Origin of the sequence: Streptococcus danieliae (assembly GCF_009767945.1) — a bacterium.
GTDB lineage: Bacteria > Bacillota > Bacilli > Lactobacillales > Streptococcaceae > Streptococcus > Streptococcus danieliae.
In genome coordinates, this window is the sequence record NZ_WSRS01000040.1 from 1 (window position 1) to 15,686 (window position 15,686).

The following is a 15,686-nucleotide window of genomic DNA, read 5'->3' on the forward strand; positions in this document are numbered from 1 at the left end:
AAGTCTAGCCTCTCTCTTTATGATTAGCAAAATACCTTTGACGCAGTAGTTGATTGGGTCTAACAGCATTGTATGCTGTTAGAGAGTACCAAATCTTGTTTGCGAAGCAAACTCCAATCGTTCGCTTGATAGCGAACATTTCATGTTCGTCCATATCATAGGCTCAGCGAGTCAATTCCTGACTCGCTGAGAGGACTCCGAACCCGACCTAATCAACCTTGTGGGGGTGGGACTACGAACTAATTTTGAAAAAAATTAGTTCTGTCCCACTCCCCTCTTTTTATTTTTCTTCTATATAATTAGAAAAAATGATGGTCTAAAAACTTTTAAAAAAAATCGTAGCATTTCCCTTGCAATGCTCCCGCGCGTGTGGTAGACTATTCAAGTGCTGTAAAAAACACAGTCTTAGCTTTGATACAAGAGGTTGCGACACGCTCGGTTGCACTGCCACGCAAGGCGGTCGGTTTTCTTGAGGAGCTAGCCTATTACTTAAATAGACGAAAAAGGAGAAAAAGATGGCAAACAAAAAAATCCGCATTCGCTTGAAAGCTTACGAACACCGTACACTTGATACAGCGGCTGCTAAAATCGTAGAAACTGCTGGTCGTACAGGTGCTGAAGTAGCGGGTCCAATCCCTCTACCAACAGAACGTAGCCTTTACACAATCATTCGTGCGACTCATAAATACAAAGATTCTCGCGAACAATTTGAAATGCGGACTCACAAACGTTTGATCGACATCATCAACCCAACTCAAAAAACAGTTGACGCTTTGATGAAACTCGACCTTCCAAGTGGTGTGAACGTAGAGATCAAACTGTAATCAAGGAACAAGATCGCGTGATCTTGTCTTGAGCATAAAAAACGCTCGTTAAAAACTTTTTGAAAAAATAGAAAGAAAAGGAACATTTTCTCATGACAAAAGGAATCTTAGGGAAAAAAGTGGGAATGACTCAAATCTTCACTGAATCAGGTGAGTTTATCCCTGTTACTGTTATTGAAGCAGCTCCAAACGTTGTTCTTCAAGTGAAAACAGTTGAAACAGACGGATACAACGCTGTTCAAGTTGGTTTTGACGACAAACGTGAAGTATTGAGCAACAAACCTGCCAAAGGCCATGTAGCGAAAGCTAACACAGCTCCTAAGCGCTTCATTCGTGAATTCAAAAACATTGAAGGCTTGGCAGTTGGTGATGAAATCTCAGTTGACACTTTCCAAGCTGGAGATGTTGTTGATGTAACAGGAACTTCTAAAGGTAAAGGATTCCAAGGTGTTATCAAACGCCATGGTCAATCACGTGGACCTATGTCTCACGGTTCTCGTTACCACCGTCGTCCTGGTTCAATGGGACCAGTTGATCCAAACCGTGTTTTCAAAAACAAACGTTTGGCTGGACGCATGGGTGGTGACCGTGTAACAATCCAAAACCTTGAAATTGTTCAAGTTGTTCCAGAGAAAAACGTTATCTTGATCAAAGGTAATGTACCAGGTGCTAAGAAATCTCTTATCACTATCAAATCAGCAGTGAAGGCTGCTAAATAATTAAGGAAAGGGGAAAACAGTCACAATGGCAAATGTAAAATTATTCGACCAAACAGGTAAAGCAGCTGGCGAACTTGCCTTGAACGATGCAGTATTTGGGATCGAACCAAATGAAGCAGTTGTGTTTGATGTGATTATCAGCCAACGTGCAAGCCTTCGTCAAGGAACTCACGCAGTGAAGAACCGTTCAGCAGTATCTGGTGGTGGCCGTAAACCATGGCGCCAAAAAGGAACTGGACGTGCTCGTCAAGGTTCTATCCGCTCTCCACAATGGCGTGGTGGTGGTGTTGTCTTCGGACCAACTCCACGTTCATACAGCTACAAACTTCCACGCAAAATGCGTCGTTTGGCTCTTCAGTCTGTTTACTCAGCTAAAGTTGCTGAAGACAAGCTTGTGGCAGTTGAAGGTCTTTCCTTCACAGCGCCAAAAACTGCAGAATTTGCAGCTGTTCTTAAAGCACTTAACATTGATTCAAAAGTACTTGTGATTCTTGAAGAAGGAAATGAATTTGCTGCACTTTCAGCTCGTAACCTTCCAAACGTAAAAGTTGCGACTGCAGCAACTGCAAGTGTTCTTGATATCGTGAATAGCGACAAACTTCTTGTTACTAAAGAAGCGATCTCAACTATCGAGGAGGTTCTTGCATAATGAACTTGTATGACGTTATTAAAAAGCCTGTCATCACTGAGAAATCAATGGCTCAAATGGAAGCAGGGAAATACGTATTTGAAGTAGATACACGTGCACACAAACTCTTGATCAAGCAAGCTGTTGAAGCTGCTTTTGAAGGTGTTAAAGTTGCAAACGTGAACACAGTGACTGTGAAACCTAAAGCAAAACGTGTTGGACGTTTCAATGGTTTTACTGCAAAAACTAAAAAAGCTATCATTACACTTACAGCTGATTCAAAAGCAATCGAGTTGTTTGCTGCTGAAGCTGAATAATCTAAGGAGGAAATAGCGTGGGAATCAGAGTTTATAAACCAACTACAAATGGTCGCCGTAATATGACCTCTTTGGATTTCGCTGAAATCACAACAAACAAGCCAGAAAAAACCTTGCTTGTTCCTTTGAAAAACAAAGCTGGTCGTAACAACAACGGTCGTATCACTGTTCGTCACCAAGGTGGTGGACACAAACGTCATTACCGTTTGATCGACTTCAAACGTAACAAAGATGCGGTTGAAGCAGTTGTTAAAACAATCGAATACGATCCAAACCGTTCTGCAAACATCGCTCTTGTACACTACACAGACGGTGTGAAAGCTTACATCATTGCTCCTAAAGGTCTTGAAGTAGGTCAACGTATTGTTTCTGGTCCAGATGCCGATATCAAAGTCGGAAATGCTTTGCCACTTGCAAACATTCCTGTCGGTACTCTTGTACACAACATTGAGTTGAAACCAGGACGTGGTGGTGAGTTGGTCCGTGCTGCTGGAGCATCTGCTCAAGTATTGGGTCAAGAAGGTAAATACACTCTTGTTCGTCTTCAATCTGGCGAAGTTCGTATGATCCTTTCAACTTGCCGTGCAACTGTTGGTGTTGTCGGAAACGAACAACATGGATTGGTTAACCTTGGTAAAGCTGGACGTAACCGTTGGAAAGGTGTTCGCCCAACTGTTCGTGGTTCTGTAATGAACCCTAACGATCACCCACACGGGGGTGGTGAAGGTAAAGCACCAGTCGGACGTAAAGCACCATCAACTCCATGGGGCAAACCTGCTCTTGGACTTAAAACTCGTAATAAGAAGGCTCGTTCTAACAAATTGATCGTACGCCGTCGCAACGAGAAATAATATGGTCTTTTAGTATAAGGCGGCGAGTCGTAGACAGTACTGTCTACGGCAAGACGAGCTAGTACAGTAATAAAAGACAAACTCAAAGAGTATAAACACAATTAAACACTATTCCGCCAGCTCGGTAGGGTCAGCAAGAGTTTTCTTGCTCCCAAGCCGTTGTGGTACAGTATTTTAAAGGAGAAACTATAAAAATGGGACGTAGTCTTAAAAAAGGACCTTTCGTCGATGAGCATTTGATGAAAAAAGTTGAAGCTCAAGCGAATGATGAAAAGAAAAAAGTCATTAAAACTTGGTCACGTCGTTCAACGATTTTCCCAAGTTTCATTGGTTACACAATCGCAGTTTATGATGGACGTAAACACGTACCAGTTTACATCCAAGAAGACATGGTAGGTCACAAACTTGGTGAATTTGCACCAACTCGTACTTACAAAGGTCACGCTGCTGACGATAAGAAGACACGTAGATAAGAGAGGAGAACGACATGGCAGAAATGACTTCAGCTAAAGCAATGGCTCGTACAGTGCGTGTTTCACCTCGTAAATCTCGTCTAGTGCTTGATAACATTCGTGGTAAAAACGTTGCTGACGCAATCGCAATCTTGAAATTCACTCCAAACAAAGCTGCTGGTATTATCGAGAAAGTTTTGAACTCTGCAATCGCTAATGCTGAGAACAACTTAGGTTTGGACAAAGCTAACCTTATTGTAAGTGAAGCTTACGCAAACGAAGGACCAACAATGAAACGTTTCCGTCCACGTGCCAAAGGTTCAGCTTCACCAATCAACAAACGCACTTCCCACATCACTGTGGTAGTTGCAGAACAATAAGGAGGTTAACTCGTGGGTCAAAAAGTACATCCAATTGGAATGCGTGTCGGTATCATCCGTGACTGGGATGCTAAATGGTATGCTGAAAAAGAATACGCGGATTACCTTCATGAAGATCTTGCTATCCGCAAATTTATCCAAAAAGAATTAGCAGACGCAGCTGTTTCAACAATCGAAATCGAACGTGCTGTGAACAAGGTTAATGTTTCTCTTCACACTGCAAAACCAGGTATGGTTATCGGTAAAGGTGGAGCAAACGTTGATGCCCTACGTGCTAAATTGAACAAAATGACTGGAAAACAAGTTCACATCAACATCATCGAAATCAAAAAACCTGATTTGGATGCACACCTTGTTGGTGAAGGAATTGCTCGTCAATTGGAGCAACGTGTTGCTTTCCGTCGTGCACAAAAACAAGCTATCCAACGTGCAATGCGTGCTGGAGCTAAAGGAATTAAAACTCAAGTATCTGGACGTTTGAACGGTGCGGATATCGCTCGTAGCGAAGGATACTCTGAAGGAACTGTTCCACTTCACACATTGCGTGCAGATATCGACTACGCTTGGGAAGAAGCAGATACAACTTACGGTAAACTTGGTGTTAAAGTATGGATCTACCGTGGAGAAGTTCTTCCAGCTCGTAAAAACACTCAGGGAGGTAAATAACCAATGTTAGTACCTAAACGTGTGAAACACCGTCGTGAGTTCCGTGGGAAAATGCGCGGTGAAGCTAAAGGTGGAAAACAAGTAGACTTCGGAGAATACGGTCTTCAAGCTACAACAAGCCACTGGATCACTAACCGCCAAATCGAAGCTGCCCGTATCGCTATGACTCGTTACATGAAACGTGGTGGTAAAGTTTGGATCAAGATTTTCCCTCACAAATCTTACACTGCGAAAGCAATCGGGGTTCGTATGGGATCTGGTAAAGGGGCACCTGAAGGTTGGGTTGCACCAGTTAAGCGTGGTAAGGTGATGTTTGAAGTTGCAGGTGTTTCTGAAGAAGTTGCACGTGAAGCTCTTCGTCTTGCTAGTCACAAATTGCCAGTAAAATGCAAATTTGTTAAACGTGAAGAGAAGTAAGGAGAAAGCATGAAACTTGAAGAAATCAAAAAATTTGTTGAAGAACTTCGTGGTCTTTCTTCAGAAGAACTTGCGAAGCGTGAAAACGAATTGAAAAAAGAATTGTTTGATCTTCGTTTCCAAGCGGCTACTGGTCAATTGGAGCAAACAGCTCGTTTGAAAGAAGTGAAAAAGCAAATCGCTCGTATCAAAACAGTTCAATCAGAAGTTAAATAGACTTGGGAAAGGAGAAATCTAACTAATGGAACGTAATCAACGTAAGACCCTTGTTGGACGTGTCGTTTCTGACAAGATGGATAAAACAATCACAGTTGTAGTTGAAACTAAACGTAACCACCCAGTCTATGGTAAACGTATTAACTACTCTAAAAAGTACAAGGCTCATGATGAGAACAACGTTGCTAAAGAAGGCGATATCGTTCGTATCATGGAAACTCGTCCGCTTTCAGCTACAAAACGCTTCCGTCTTGTAGAAGTTGTTGAAGAAGCGGTTATCATCTAATCGAACCGAAAAGGAGAAAAGGTAAATGATTCAAACAGAAACTCGTTTGAAAGTTGCTGATAACTCAGGTGCCCGCGAAATCTTGACAATCAAGGTTCTTGGTGGTTCAGGACGTAAATTCGCCAACATCGGTGATGTTATCGTAGCTTCTGTAAAACAAGCGACTCCTGGTGGTGCGGTTAAAAAAGGTGACGTTGTGAAAGCCGTTATCGTTCGTACTAAAACAGGTGCTCGTCGTGCAGACGGTTCTTACATCAAATTTGATGAGAATGCTGCTGTTATCATCCGTGATGACAAAACACCTCGTGGAACACGTATCTTTGGCCCAGTTGCACGTGAATTGCGTGAAGGTGGCTTCATGAAGATCGTTTCTCTTGCACCAGAGGTGTTGTAAGAAACACAAACGATAGTCCCCTGGAAGTTTTCTTTCAGGGTGCCCCTATGGGCGTAAGAATTTAAGGAGAAAAGAATGTTTGTAAAAAAAGGCGATAAAGTTAAAGTAATCGCAGGTAAAGACAAAGGTGTAGAAGCTGTTGTCCTTACTGCCCTTCCAAAAGTTAACAAAGTCATCGTTGAGGGTGTCAACATGGTTAAGAAACACCAACGTCCAAATAACGAACTTCCTCAAGGTGGTATCGTTGAAATGGAAGCTCCAATCCATGTATCAAATGTACAAGTTTTGGATAAAAATGGTGTTGCTGGACGTGTTGGCTACAAATTTGTAGACGGCAAAAAAGTTCGTTACAATAAAAAATCAGGCGAAGTGCTTGATTAATCACGAAGGAAAGGAGAAGTAACATGGCTAATCGTTTAAAAGAAAAATATCTTAATGAAGTGGTTCCTGCTTTGTCTGAGAAGTTCAACTATTCTTCTGTAATGGCAGTTCCAAAAGTAGATAAAATCGTTTTGAACATGGGTGTTGGTGATGCAGTTTCAAACGCTAAAAACCTTGAAAAAGCTGCAGAAGAACTTGCACTTATCTCTGGTCAAAAACCATTGATCACTAAAGCGAAGAAATCTATCGCCGGCTTCCGTCTTCGTGAAGGTGTAGCGATCGGTGCTAAAGTAACCCTTCGTGGTGAGCGTATGTATGATTTCTTGGACAAATTGGTTTCTGTATCACTTCCACGTGTACGTGACTTCCAAGGTGTTCCAACTAAATCATTCGACGGACGTGGTAACTACACACTCGGAGTTAAAGAGCAATTGATCTTCCCTGAGATCAGCTTTGACGACGTTGACAAAACACGCGGTATGGATATCGTTATCGTAACGACAGCGAATACAGATGAAGAGTCTCGCGAATTGCTTGCTGGACTTGGAATGCCTTTCGCTAAATAATTCAGGAGGAACTTAAATTGGCTAAAAAATCAATGATCGCTAAAAATAAGCGTCCTGCAAAGTTCTCTACACAAGCTTACACTCGTTGCGAACGTTGTGGACGTCCACACTCAGTTTACCGCAAATTTAAGCTTTGCCGTGTTTGCTTCCGTGAGCTTGCTTACAAAGGGCAAATTCCAGGCGTAACAAAAGCTTCTTGGTAATAAGAAGATTCTAGCCATGATGAACATTGCGAAAATAGATAATTCAAGTATTAACTGAGAGTTGTCTTTTTCGCTAGGTTCAGAGGGCGGGTTCGAGAAATGAGATACAGGTTTCTTGGATTTTTAAAACACGGGCAATAGCCTGTGTGATTATTTGTATCGTTTATGAACTAGCAAGTGACTTGCTCAAACTACTAGTAAGAGGAGAAATCAAACAATGGTTATGACTGACCCAATTGCAGACTTTTTGACACGTATTCGTAACGCTAACCAAGCGAACCACGAAGTTCTTGAAGTACCTGCATCAAAGATCAAAAAAGGGATTGCTGAAATTCTTAAACGCGAAGGTTTCGTGAAAAACGTTGAAGTGATTGAAGATGACAAACAAGGTGTTGTTCGCGTATTCTTGAAATACGGACCAAACGGTGAAAAAGTTATCACAAACTTGAAACGTGTTTCAAAACCAGGACTTCGTGTTTACAAGAAGAGCGAAGATCTTCCAAAAGTCTTGAACGGACTTGGAATTGCAATCGTATCAACTTCTGAAGGTTTGCTTACAGATAAAGAAGCACGCCAAAAGAATGTTGGTGGTGAGGTAATCGCCTACGTATGGTAATCTCTTAGGAGATGATCCAACTCCCATGACCAGCTTGCTGGCCATGGCCCCGTGAAAACTAGTCGTACTGCGGCTCGATAATTTAACAGGAGATAAACATGTCACGTATTGGTAATAAAGTAATCGTATTGCCTGCAGGTGTTGAATTGAACATTGCAGAAAACAACGTGGTTACTGTCAAAGGTCCTAAAGGTGAATTGGTTCGCGAATTCTCTAAGGATATCGAAATTCGTGTGGAAGGAACAGAGGTAACTCTACACCGTCCAAACGACTCTAAAGAAATGAAAACAATCCACGGTACAACTCGTGCCCTTTTGAACAACATGGTTGTTGGTGTATCAGAAGGATTCAAGAAAGAACTTGAAATGCGCGGGGTTGGATACCGTGCACAATTGCAAGGAAGCAAATTGGTTCTTGCAGTTGGTAAATCTCATCCAGATGAAGTAGAAGCTCCAGAAGGAATCACTTTTGAACTTCCAAACCCAACAACAATCGTTGTTTCAGGAATCTCAAAAGAGGTTGTTGGACAAACTGCTGCTTACATCCGTAGCCTTCGTGCACCAGAGCCTTACAAAGGTAAAGGTATCCGTTACGTTGGAGAATTCGTACGTCGTAAAGAAGGTAAAACAGGTAAATAATGAGTGGGACTTGCTTGCAAGTCCACTGATTTACCGATACTGTGCTTAGCACAAACAAAAAAATAAGAGGTGAAAATTGTGATTTCGAAACCAGATAAAAACAAACTCCGCCAAAAACGCCATCGTCGTGTTCGCGGAAAACTCTCTGGAACTGCTGATCGCCCACGTTTGAACGTTTTCCGTTCTAATACAGGCATCTACGCTCAAGTAATTGATGACGTAGCGGGTGTAACGCTCGCAAGCGCTTCAACTCTTGACAAAGACGTTTCAAAAGGTACAAAAACAGAACAAGCTGCCGTTGTTGGTAAACTTGTTGCTGAACGTGCAGTTGCTAAAGGTATTTCTGAAGTGGTGTTCGACCGCGGTGGATATCTATATCACGGACGTGTTAAAGCGTTGGCTGATGCAGCTCGTGAAAACGGATTGAAATTCTAATAGGGAGGACACTGAAAATGGCATTTAAAGACAATGCAGTTGAACTTGAAGAACGCGTAGTTGCCATCAACCGTGTTACAAAAGTTGTTAAAGGTGGACGTCGTCTACGTTTCGCAGCTCTTGTAGTTGTTGGTGACCGCAATGGCCGTGTTGGATTTGGTACTGGTAAAGCTCAAGAAGTTCCAGAAGCAATCCGTAAGGCTATCGAAGATGCTAAGAAGAACTTGATTGAAGTTCCTATGGTTGGTACAACAATTCCTCACGAAATCACATCAGAATTTGGTGGAGCTCGTGTATTGTTGAAACCAGCTGTCGAAGGGGCTGGAGTTGCTGCTGGTGGTGCTGTTCGTGCCGTCATCGAATTGGCAGGTGTTGCAGATATTACATCTAAATCACTTGGTTCAAACACTCCAATCAACATCGTTCGTGCAACTGTTGAAGGATTGAAACAATTAAAACGTGCTGAAGAGGTTGCTGCTTTACGTGGTATCTCAGTATCTGACTTGGCATAAGAAAGGGGATAAAATGGCTCAAATTAAAATTACTTTGACTAAGTCTCCAATCGGACGCAAGCCAAACCAACGTAAAACGGTTGTTGCCCTTGGACTTGGCAAATTGCACTCTTCTGTTATCAAAGAAGATAATCCAGCTATCCTTGGAATGGTAAACACCATCTCTCACTTGGTAACTGTAGAAGAAGTTAAATAAGAACATCATGGCTAAGTCGCAAAGAAGAATCTTTGCGACTTACAAGCCATTTAGACAAGCGAGTTTTTGTAAAAGTTTCCGTTTTACAAAAGCGCTAGCCCGTGACAGTGGTCACTAAAAAAGGAGAAAAAACAGAATGAAACTTCATGAATTGAAACCAGCAGAAGGCTCTCGTAAAGTTCGTAACCGCGTAGGTCGTGGTACTTCATCCGGTAACGGTAAAACTTCAGGTCGTGGACAAAAAGGTCAAAAAGCTCGTAGTGGTGGTGGCGTACGTCCAGGATTTGAAGGGGGACAAACTCCATTGTTCCGTCGTTTGCCAAAACGTGGTTTCACAAATATCAACCGTAAAGAATATGCGATTGTCAACCTTGATCAATTGAACGTCTTTGAAGACGGTGCAGAAGTAACACCAGTTGCTTTGATCGAAGCTGGAATTGTGAAAGCTGAAAAATCAGGTGTTAAAATCCTTGGTAACGGTGAGTTGACTAAGAAATTGTCTGTGAAAGCAGCTAAATTCTCTAAATCAGCAGAAGAAGCAATCACAGCTAAAGGTGGATCAATCGAGGTTATCTAAGAAACGATAGAGAGGTTACTCTATGTTCTTTAAAATTTTAAGGGATTCCTTAAAAATTAAGCAGGTCCGGACCAAGATTTGGATGACCCTTTTTATCCTCCTTGTCTTTCGCGTTGGAACCCATATTACGGTTCCAGGTGTGAATGCCCGGGTCCTTGCGGACTTGTCTCAATTGTCCTTCTTAAATATGTTGAGTTTGGTATCAGGGAACGCCATGCAGAACTTTTCGGTTTTTGCCTTGGGTGTTTCGCCTTATATCACTTCATCCATCGTTGTTCAACTACTCCAAATGGATATCGTTCCAAAGTTTGTGGAGTGGGGAAAACAAGGTGAGGTTGGACGACGAAAACTGAATCAGGCTACGCGTTATATTTCCCTGGTGTTAGCTTTTGTACAATCGATTGCGATTACAGCAAGTTTTAATACCTTGTCTAATGCCCAGTTGGTGCCAACACCGAACTGGCAAACCTATCTCTATATTGGGTGTATTTTGACAACAGGAAGTATGATTGTGGTTTGGTTGGGAGAGCAAATCTCTGACAAAGGGTATGGAAATGGTGTTTCCATGATTATCTTTGCCGGGATTATCTCTGCAATTCCACGAACAATCTCTGGTCTTTATGAAGATTATTTCATCAATGTTCCAGCGGATCGTTTGCAGAATTCAACAATTTTCATTGCTTCAGTAGCCTTGGCTGTTCTGGCGATTATTTATTTTACAACCTTTGTACAACAGGCTGAATATAAAATCCCGATCCAGTATACGAAATTGGCCCAGGGGGCTTCTTCTAGTTCTTACCTTCCCTTGAAGGTTAACCCAGCAGGAGTTATCCCGGTTATCTTTGCCAGTTCGATTACAGCTGCACCTGCCGCTATTGTCCAATTTATGATTTTAAGTGGGAATGATGCAGCCTGGGTAAGGAATATCCAAAATCTCCTGTCGACGGATATGCCGTCAGGGATTGCCATGTATGCATTACTCATTGTCCTCTTTACCTTCTTTTATACCTTTGTGCAGATTAACCCTGAAAAAACTGCTGAAAACTTGCAGAAGTCTTCAGCCTATATTCCAGGAGTTCGCCCAGGTAAGGGAACAGAGGTTTATATGTCCAAGCTCTTGCGTCGCTTAGCGCTTGTCGGCTCACTCTTCTTGAGTTTCGTTGCTATTATCCCAATCGTTGCTCAAAACGTATTCGGTTTGGCCGAAGCCGTAGCCTTGGGAGGAACCAGTTTGCTGATTTTGATTTCAACAGCTATTGATGGAATCAAGCAGTTGGAAGGTTATCTTCTTAAACGTCGCTATGTTGGCTTTATGCATACAGATACAGAATAGAATTCAGGGGATATCAGCTGAGGCTGATTCCTCTCTATTTTGTTTTTTACTAAGTTTATCAAGCGATTGATAGATTTAGTGGAAAACAAAAAGGAGAAAAGACATGAATCTTTTGATTATGGGCTTGCCAGGTGCCGGAAAAGGGACTCAAGCAGCTAAAATGGTCGAAGAATTTGGCCTTGCTCATATTTCTACAGGTGATATGTTCCGTGCAGCTATTGCAAATGAAACGGAAATGGGCTTGTTGGCAAAATCCTATATGGATCAAGGCCAATTGGTTCCAGATGAAGTAACCAATGGAATTGTGAAAGAGCGCCTTCAACAAGCAGATATTGCAGAGAAGGGCTTCCTTCTAGATGGCTACCCAAGAACTATCGAACAAGCTCATGCGTTGGATCAAGCGCTCGAGGAGCTACAGATTTCCTTGGACGGTGTCATCAACATTGATGTTGATCCAAGTATTCTTTTGGAACGTTTGAGTGGTCGTTTTATTTGTCGGACCTGTGGAGCAACCTACCACAAGGTGTTTAATCCAACAACTGTTGAGGGGACTTGCGACAACTGTGGTGGACATGACTTCTATCAACGAGAAGATGATAAGCCAGAAGCGATCAAAACTCGTTTGGATGTGAATATTGCTCAAGGTCAACCGATTATTGAACACTATACTGCCAAAGACATGGTCTTTGATATCCAAGGAGATCAAGAAATTGAGCAGGTTTTTGCAGATATTCAAGCAGCCGTAGAAAAAATCAAATAATCTACACTTTGTATCTTGCAATAAAACATTCTTAGTGGTACACTAGTTAGGTTCTGACTTATAATTGTCCCTCTATACCCAGAGGACGTAAATCGAAATTTAGGGAGGTACTTTTGCGTGGCAAAAGACGATGTGATTGAAGTTGAAGGTAAGGTAGTCGATACCATGCCAAACGCAATGTTTACGGTTGAACTTGAAAACGGCCATCAGATTTTAGCAACAGTTTCTGGTAAAATTCGTAAAAATTATATTCGTATTTTAGCGGGAGACCGTGTGACAGTCGAGATGAGCCCATACGATTTGACTCGTGGACGGATCACCTACCGCTTTAAATAAAGGAAAAAATTGGAGGATTAAGAAATGAAAGTAAGACCATCAGTTAAGCCAATTTGCGAATACTGTAAAGTTATTCGTCGTAATGGTCGTGTTATGGTTATTTGCCCTGCAAATCCAAAACACAAACAACGCCAAGGTTAATAATCAGTTATTAGAAAGGAGAAAACATGGCTCGTATTGCTGGAGTTGACATTCCAAATGATAAACGTGTAGTTGTATCACTTACTTATGTTTACGGTATCGGACTTCCAACTGCTAAGAAAATCCTTGCTGCTGCAGGTGTTTCTGAAGACGTTCGTGTTAAAGATCTTACACCAGATCAAGAAGACGCTATCCGTCGCGAAGTTGATACAATCAAAGTTGAAGGTGACCTTCGTCGTGAAGTAAACTTGAACATCAAACGCTTGATGGAAATCGGTTCTTACCGTGGTATCCGTCACCGTCGTGGACTTCCTGTCCGTGGACAAAACACTAAAAACAATGCTCGTACTCGCAAAGGTAAAGCTGTTGCGATTGCAGGTAAGAAAAAATAATATAGGAGGTAAACAGTCTTGGCTAAACCAACACGTAAACGTCGTGCGAAGAAGAATATCGAATCTGGTATTGCTCACATCCACGCAACATTCAATAACACTATCGTTATGATTACCGATGTACACGGAAATGCAATTGCTTGGTCATCAGCTGGTGCACTTGGTTTCAAAGGTTCTCGTAAATCTACTCCATTTGCTGCCCAAATGGCTTCAGAAGCAGCTGCTAAATCTGCTCAAGAACATGGTCTTAAATCTGTCGAAGTTACAGTTAAAGGTCCTGGTTCAGGTCGTGAATCTGCTATCCGTGCACTTGCTGCTGCAGGTCTTGAAGTAACTGCAATCCGTGACGTTACTCCAGTACCTCACAATGGTGCCCGTCCTCCAAAACGTCGTCGTGTATAATTGATTTTAAATTTACACAGCTTTTCGTTTTAAGAGGGAGTATAACATGATTGAGTTTGAAAAACCAAATATAACAAAAATTGATGAAAATAGTGATTACGGCATGTTTGTTGTTGAGCCACTTGAACGTGGTTACGGAACAACACTTGGCAACTCCCTTCGTCGTGTCTTATTGGCCTCCCTTCCAGGAGCAGCAGTAACATCGATCAATATTGATGGTGTATTGCACGAATTTGATACAGTTCCAGGTGTCCGTGAGGATGTTATGCAAATTATCCTCAACGTCAAAGGAATTGCTGTTAAATCACTCGTTCAAGACGAAAAGATGATTGAATTGGATGTTAAAGGTCCTGCTGTGATTACAGCTGGTGACATTTTGACAGACAGTGATATCGAAATTGTCAATCCAGATCATTACCTCTTTACCATTGGTGAAGGAGCAAGTTTCAAGGCTCGTATGACTGTTCGTACCGGTCGTGGATATGTTCCTGCTGATGAAAACAAGATGGATAATGCACCGGTTGGTACATTGGCGGTAGACGCAATCTACACACCAGTGAAAAAAGTCAATTACCAAGTTGAACCTGCTCGTGTAGGTAGCAATGATGGTTTTGACAAATTAACACTCGAAATCATGACCAATGGAACAATTATTCCAGAGGATGCTCTCGGTTTGTCTGCTCGTATTTTAAATGAGCACTTGAATCTATTTACTGATCTTACTGAAGTTGCTAAAGCAACTGAAGTGATGAAAGAAGCAGATTCAACTTCTGATGTCCGCGTCTTGGAACGCACAATTGAAGAATTGGATCTATCTGTTCGTTCTTACAACTGTTTGAAACGTGCAGGCATCAATACAGTATATGATTTGACTGAGAAAACTGAAGCTGAAATGATGAAAGTGAGAAACCTTGGCCGTAAGAGTCTTGAAGAAGTTAAATTTAAACTTCATGATCTAGGTCTTGGTCTAAAAGAGAAATAGAGGAGGAAATAATGGCTTACCGTAAATTAGGACGCACAAGTTCACAACGTAAAGCGATGCTTCGTGACCTTACAACTGATTTGCTCATTAACGAATCAATCGTAACTACAGAAGCTCGTGCAAAAGAAATTCGTAAAACAGTTGAAAAAATGATTACCCTTGGTAAACGTGGTGATTTGCACGCACGTCGTCAAGCAGCTGCTTTCGTACGTAACGAGATCGCAAGTGAAGTATACGATGCAGAAAATGATAAAATCGTTACTACAACTGCACTTCAAAAATTGTTCTCAGACATCGCTCCACGCTATGCTGATCGTAACGGTGGATACACTCGTATCTTGAAGACTGAACCACGTCGTGGTGATGCAGCCCCAATGGCGATTATCGAACTCGTTTAAAATCATCAATTTTGTTGAGTGTTATGATGATGGAGTCGCTTGACTCTTAGTCTAGCTCTGGTCTAGCACCAGGATTTTCCTGGTGCTAACACTCATCATTAAGATGATTGACGCTTGTTTACGCCAGGGTTCTTTTCAAGAACCCTGGCGTAAGCAGGCGTTTTTTTGTAGATGGAAGACTGTTAGATGGCTGGTAGGTGGCGAAGCACCCTAGTTAGGTACTGAATCTGTCGTAAGCGCCCAATAACAGGGTACATCAAAAAACCTCCAAGATTGTAAGCAGCTTGCTTTGAATCTTGGAGGTTTCTTTAACGACAATGCTCTTGTATTTGTTTTGCCCATGGTAAATAAGCCTCTAGAACCTCCTTTTTTTCGAGAGTCTCCTCGTTTGGTAAATGTTCTAGTAGGAAAACTATATATTTTTCACTGTCCACTTGGTGGAGTTTGGCTGTCTCAATTAGAGTCATAATAATCGCACTAGACTCTGCTCCCTCTAAACTCTGGGAAAACAACCAATTCTTGCGCCCCATTACTAAGGATTTGATTGCTCTTTCTGCCAAATTATTGGATAGAACGAGACGTCCATCCTCCAGTACAGTTTTGAATGTGGACTCATAATCCAAACTGTATTTGAGAGCACGGCCTAACTTGGATTCTGGTAAGACATA

The 15,686-nt window shown here is 41.9% G+C and carries 30 protein-coding genes; 29 read left to right on the forward strand and 1 reads right to left on the reverse strand.

Features of this window, described 5'->3' with window-relative positions:
- Nucleotides 1–515 precede the first annotated feature (515 nt).
- From rpsJ to rplQ, 29 genes are all read left to right on the forward strand, one after another.
- Nucleotides 516–824, forward strand: coding sequence for a 30S ribosomal protein S10 (rpsJ, locus tag E5983_RS05255; RefSeq protein ID WP_135036571.1), 309 nt, complete (start codon nucleotides 516–518; stop codon nucleotides 822–824).
- Between the two features lie 92 nt (nucleotides 825–916).
- Nucleotides 917–1,543: a 50S ribosomal protein L3 gene (gene rplC, locus E5983_RS05260; protein WP_135036568.1), complete on the forward strand. Its 627-nt coding sequence runs from the start codon at nucleotides 917–919 to the stop codon at nucleotides 1,541–1,543.
- A 25-nt stretch (nucleotides 1,544–1,568) separates the two neighbouring features.
- On the forward strand, nucleotides 1,569–2,192 hold the full coding sequence (gene rplD / locus E5983_RS05265) for a 50S ribosomal protein L4 (RefSeq protein ID WP_160332861.1): 624 nt from the start codon (nucleotides 1,569–1,571) through the stop codon (nucleotides 2,190–2,192).
- A complete protein-coding gene (locus E5983_RS05270) occupies nucleotides 2,192–2,488 on the forward strand; it encodes a 50S ribosomal protein L23 (protein WP_160332862.1) in 297 nt (98 codons plus the stop codon). The genes rplD and E5983_RS05270 overlap by 1 nt, the downstream gene beginning before the upstream one ends.
- Before the next feature lie 17 nt (nucleotides 2,489–2,505).
- Entirely contained in the window at nucleotides 2,506–3,339 is an 834-nt protein-coding gene (gene rplB, locus E5983_RS05275) for a 50S ribosomal protein L2 (RefSeq protein ID WP_160332863.1), read from the forward strand.
- Nucleotides 3,340–3,533: 194 nt separating this feature from the next.
- Nucleotides 3,534–3,812 carry a 30S ribosomal protein S19 gene (gene rpsS / locus E5983_RS05280; RefSeq protein WP_000533765.1) on the forward strand — a complete coding sequence of 93 codons (279 nt, stop codon included), beginning with the start codon at nucleotides 3,534–3,536 and terminating at the stop codon, nucleotides 3,810–3,812.
- A gap of 14 nt (nucleotides 3,813–3,826) precedes the next feature.
- Nucleotides 3,827–4,171 carry a 50S ribosomal protein L22 gene (gene rplV / locus E5983_RS05285; protein WP_135036556.1) on the forward strand — a complete coding sequence of 115 codons (345 nt, stop codon included), beginning with the start codon at nucleotides 3,827–3,829 and terminating at the stop codon, nucleotides 4,169–4,171.
- A 12-nt stretch (nucleotides 4,172–4,183) separates the two neighbouring features.
- Nucleotides 4,184–4,837 (forward strand): 30S ribosomal protein S3, encoded by a 654-nt coding sequence (rpsC, locus tag E5983_RS05290; protein ID WP_135036553.1) that lies wholly within the window; start codon nucleotides 4,184–4,186, stop codon nucleotides 4,835–4,837.
- A 3-nt stretch (nucleotides 4,838–4,840) separates the two neighbouring features.
- Nucleotides 4,841–5,254 carry a 50S ribosomal protein L16 gene (rplP, locus tag E5983_RS05295; RefSeq protein WP_160332864.1) on the forward strand — a complete coding sequence of 138 codons (414 nt, stop codon included), beginning with the start codon at nucleotides 4,841–4,843 and terminating at the stop codon, nucleotides 5,252–5,254.
- A 9-nt stretch (nucleotides 5,255–5,263) separates the two neighbouring features.
- Entirely contained in the window at nucleotides 5,264–5,470 is a 207-nt protein-coding gene (rpmC, locus tag E5983_RS05300) for a 50S ribosomal protein L29 (protein ID WP_160332865.1), read from the forward strand.
- A 25-nt stretch (nucleotides 5,471–5,495) separates the two neighbouring features.
- Nucleotides 5,496–5,756, forward strand: coding sequence for a 30S ribosomal protein S17 (gene rpsQ, locus E5983_RS05305; RefSeq protein ID WP_002885836.1), 261 nt, complete (start codon nucleotides 5,496–5,498; stop codon nucleotides 5,754–5,756).
- 25 nt (nucleotides 5,757–5,781) lie between these two features.
- Complete coding sequence (gene rplN, locus E5983_RS05310; RefSeq protein WP_135036544.1) at nucleotides 5,782–6,150, forward strand: 50S ribosomal protein L14; 369 nt, start codon at nucleotides 5,782–5,784, stop codon at nucleotides 6,148–6,150.
- A gap of 75 nt (nucleotides 6,151–6,225) precedes the next feature.
- On the forward strand, nucleotides 6,226–6,531 hold the full coding sequence (rplX, locus tag E5983_RS05315; RefSeq protein ID WP_160332866.1) for a 50S ribosomal protein L24: 306 nt from the start codon (nucleotides 6,226–6,228) through the stop codon (nucleotides 6,529–6,531).
- 23 nt (nucleotides 6,532–6,554) lie between these two features.
- The gene (rplE, locus tag E5983_RS05320; RefSeq protein ID WP_135036539.1) at nucleotides 6,555–7,097 is read left to right on the forward strand and encodes a 50S ribosomal protein L5; all 543 of its coding nucleotides are present in this window, start codon (nucleotides 6,555–6,557) and stop codon (nucleotides 7,095–7,097) included.
- Between the two features lie 17 nt (nucleotides 7,098–7,114).
- Nucleotides 7,115–7,300 (forward strand): type Z 30S ribosomal protein S14, encoded by a 186-nt coding sequence (locus E5983_RS05325; protein ID WP_001085699.1) that lies wholly within the window; start codon nucleotides 7,115–7,117, stop codon nucleotides 7,298–7,300.
- A gap of 217 nt (nucleotides 7,301–7,517) precedes the next feature.
- Complete coding sequence (rpsH, locus tag E5983_RS05330) at nucleotides 7,518–7,916, forward strand: 30S ribosomal protein S8 (protein ID WP_160332867.1); 399 nt, start codon at nucleotides 7,518–7,520, stop codon at nucleotides 7,914–7,916.
- 98 nt (nucleotides 7,917–8,014) lie between these two features.
- Complete coding sequence (gene rplF, locus E5983_RS05335; protein ID WP_160332868.1) at nucleotides 8,015–8,554, forward strand: 50S ribosomal protein L6; 540 nt, start codon at nucleotides 8,015–8,017, stop codon at nucleotides 8,552–8,554.
- 78 nt (nucleotides 8,555–8,632) lie between these two features.
- Nucleotides 8,633–8,989 carry a 50S ribosomal protein L18 gene (gene rplR / locus E5983_RS05340; protein ID WP_135036533.1) on the forward strand — a complete coding sequence of 119 codons (357 nt, stop codon included), beginning with the start codon at nucleotides 8,633–8,635 and terminating at the stop codon, nucleotides 8,987–8,989.
- 17 nt (nucleotides 8,990–9,006) lie between these two features.
- Nucleotides 9,007–9,501 (forward strand): 30S ribosomal protein S5, encoded by a 495-nt coding sequence (gene rpsE, locus E5983_RS05345; protein ID WP_135036530.1) that lies wholly within the window; start codon nucleotides 9,007–9,009, stop codon nucleotides 9,499–9,501.
- A gap of 13 nt (nucleotides 9,502–9,514) precedes the next feature.
- Complete coding sequence (gene rpmD, locus E5983_RS05350) at nucleotides 9,515–9,697, forward strand: 50S ribosomal protein L30 (RefSeq protein ID WP_202056480.1); 183 nt, start codon at nucleotides 9,515–9,517, stop codon at nucleotides 9,695–9,697.
- 136 nt (nucleotides 9,698–9,833) lie between these two features.
- The gene (rplO, locus tag E5983_RS05355) at nucleotides 9,834–10,274 is read left to right on the forward strand and encodes a 50S ribosomal protein L15 (RefSeq protein ID WP_160332870.1); all 441 of its coding nucleotides are present in this window, start codon (nucleotides 9,834–9,836) and stop codon (nucleotides 10,272–10,274) included.
- Between the two features lie 22 nt (nucleotides 10,275–10,296).
- Nucleotides 10,297–11,607, forward strand: coding sequence for a preprotein translocase subunit SecY (gene secY / locus E5983_RS05360; RefSeq protein WP_160332871.1), 1,311 nt, complete (start codon nucleotides 10,297–10,299; stop codon nucleotides 11,605–11,607).
- A 103-nt stretch (nucleotides 11,608–11,710) separates the two neighbouring features.
- Nucleotides 11,711–12,367, forward strand: a complete 657-nt coding sequence (locus E5983_RS05365; RefSeq protein WP_160332872.1) for an adenylate kinase — start codon at nucleotides 11,711–11,713, stop codon at nucleotides 12,365–12,367.
- Nucleotides 12,368–12,484: 117 nt separating this feature from the next.
- Nucleotides 12,485–12,703 (forward strand): translation initiation factor IF-1, encoded by a 219-nt coding sequence (gene infA / locus E5983_RS05370; RefSeq protein ID WP_001029883.1) that lies wholly within the window; start codon nucleotides 12,485–12,487, stop codon nucleotides 12,701–12,703.
- A gap of 24 nt (nucleotides 12,704–12,727) precedes the next feature.
- A complete protein-coding gene (gene rpmJ / locus E5983_RS05375) occupies nucleotides 12,728–12,844 on the forward strand; it encodes a 50S ribosomal protein L36 (protein WP_001808836.1) in 117 nt (38 codons plus the stop codon).
- 26 nt (nucleotides 12,845–12,870) lie between these two features.
- Nucleotides 12,871–13,236, forward strand: a complete 366-nt coding sequence (gene rpsM / locus E5983_RS05380; protein WP_135036515.1) for a 30S ribosomal protein S13 — start codon at nucleotides 12,871–12,873, stop codon at nucleotides 13,234–13,236.
- A gap of 18 nt (nucleotides 13,237–13,254) precedes the next feature.
- A complete protein-coding gene (gene rpsK, locus E5983_RS05385; RefSeq protein WP_135036512.1) occupies nucleotides 13,255–13,638 on the forward strand; it encodes a 30S ribosomal protein S11 in 384 nt (127 codons plus the stop codon).
- Between the two features lie 46 nt (nucleotides 13,639–13,684).
- Entirely contained in the window at nucleotides 13,685–14,620 is a 936-nt protein-coding gene (locus tag E5983_RS05390; protein WP_160332873.1) for a DNA-directed RNA polymerase subunit alpha, read from the forward strand.
- 11 nt (nucleotides 14,621–14,631) lie between these two features.
- Complete coding sequence (rplQ, locus tag E5983_RS05395; RefSeq protein ID WP_160332874.1) at nucleotides 14,632–15,018, forward strand: 50S ribosomal protein L17; 387 nt, start codon at nucleotides 14,632–14,634, stop codon at nucleotides 15,016–15,018.
- 308 nt (nucleotides 15,019–15,326) lie between these two features.
- Here rplQ and E5983_RS05400 read toward each other — a convergent pair.
- The coding region (locus E5983_RS05400; RefSeq protein ID WP_160332181.1) for an IS66 family transposase at nucleotides 15,327–15,686 on the reverse strand (360 nt) is incomplete at its 5' end.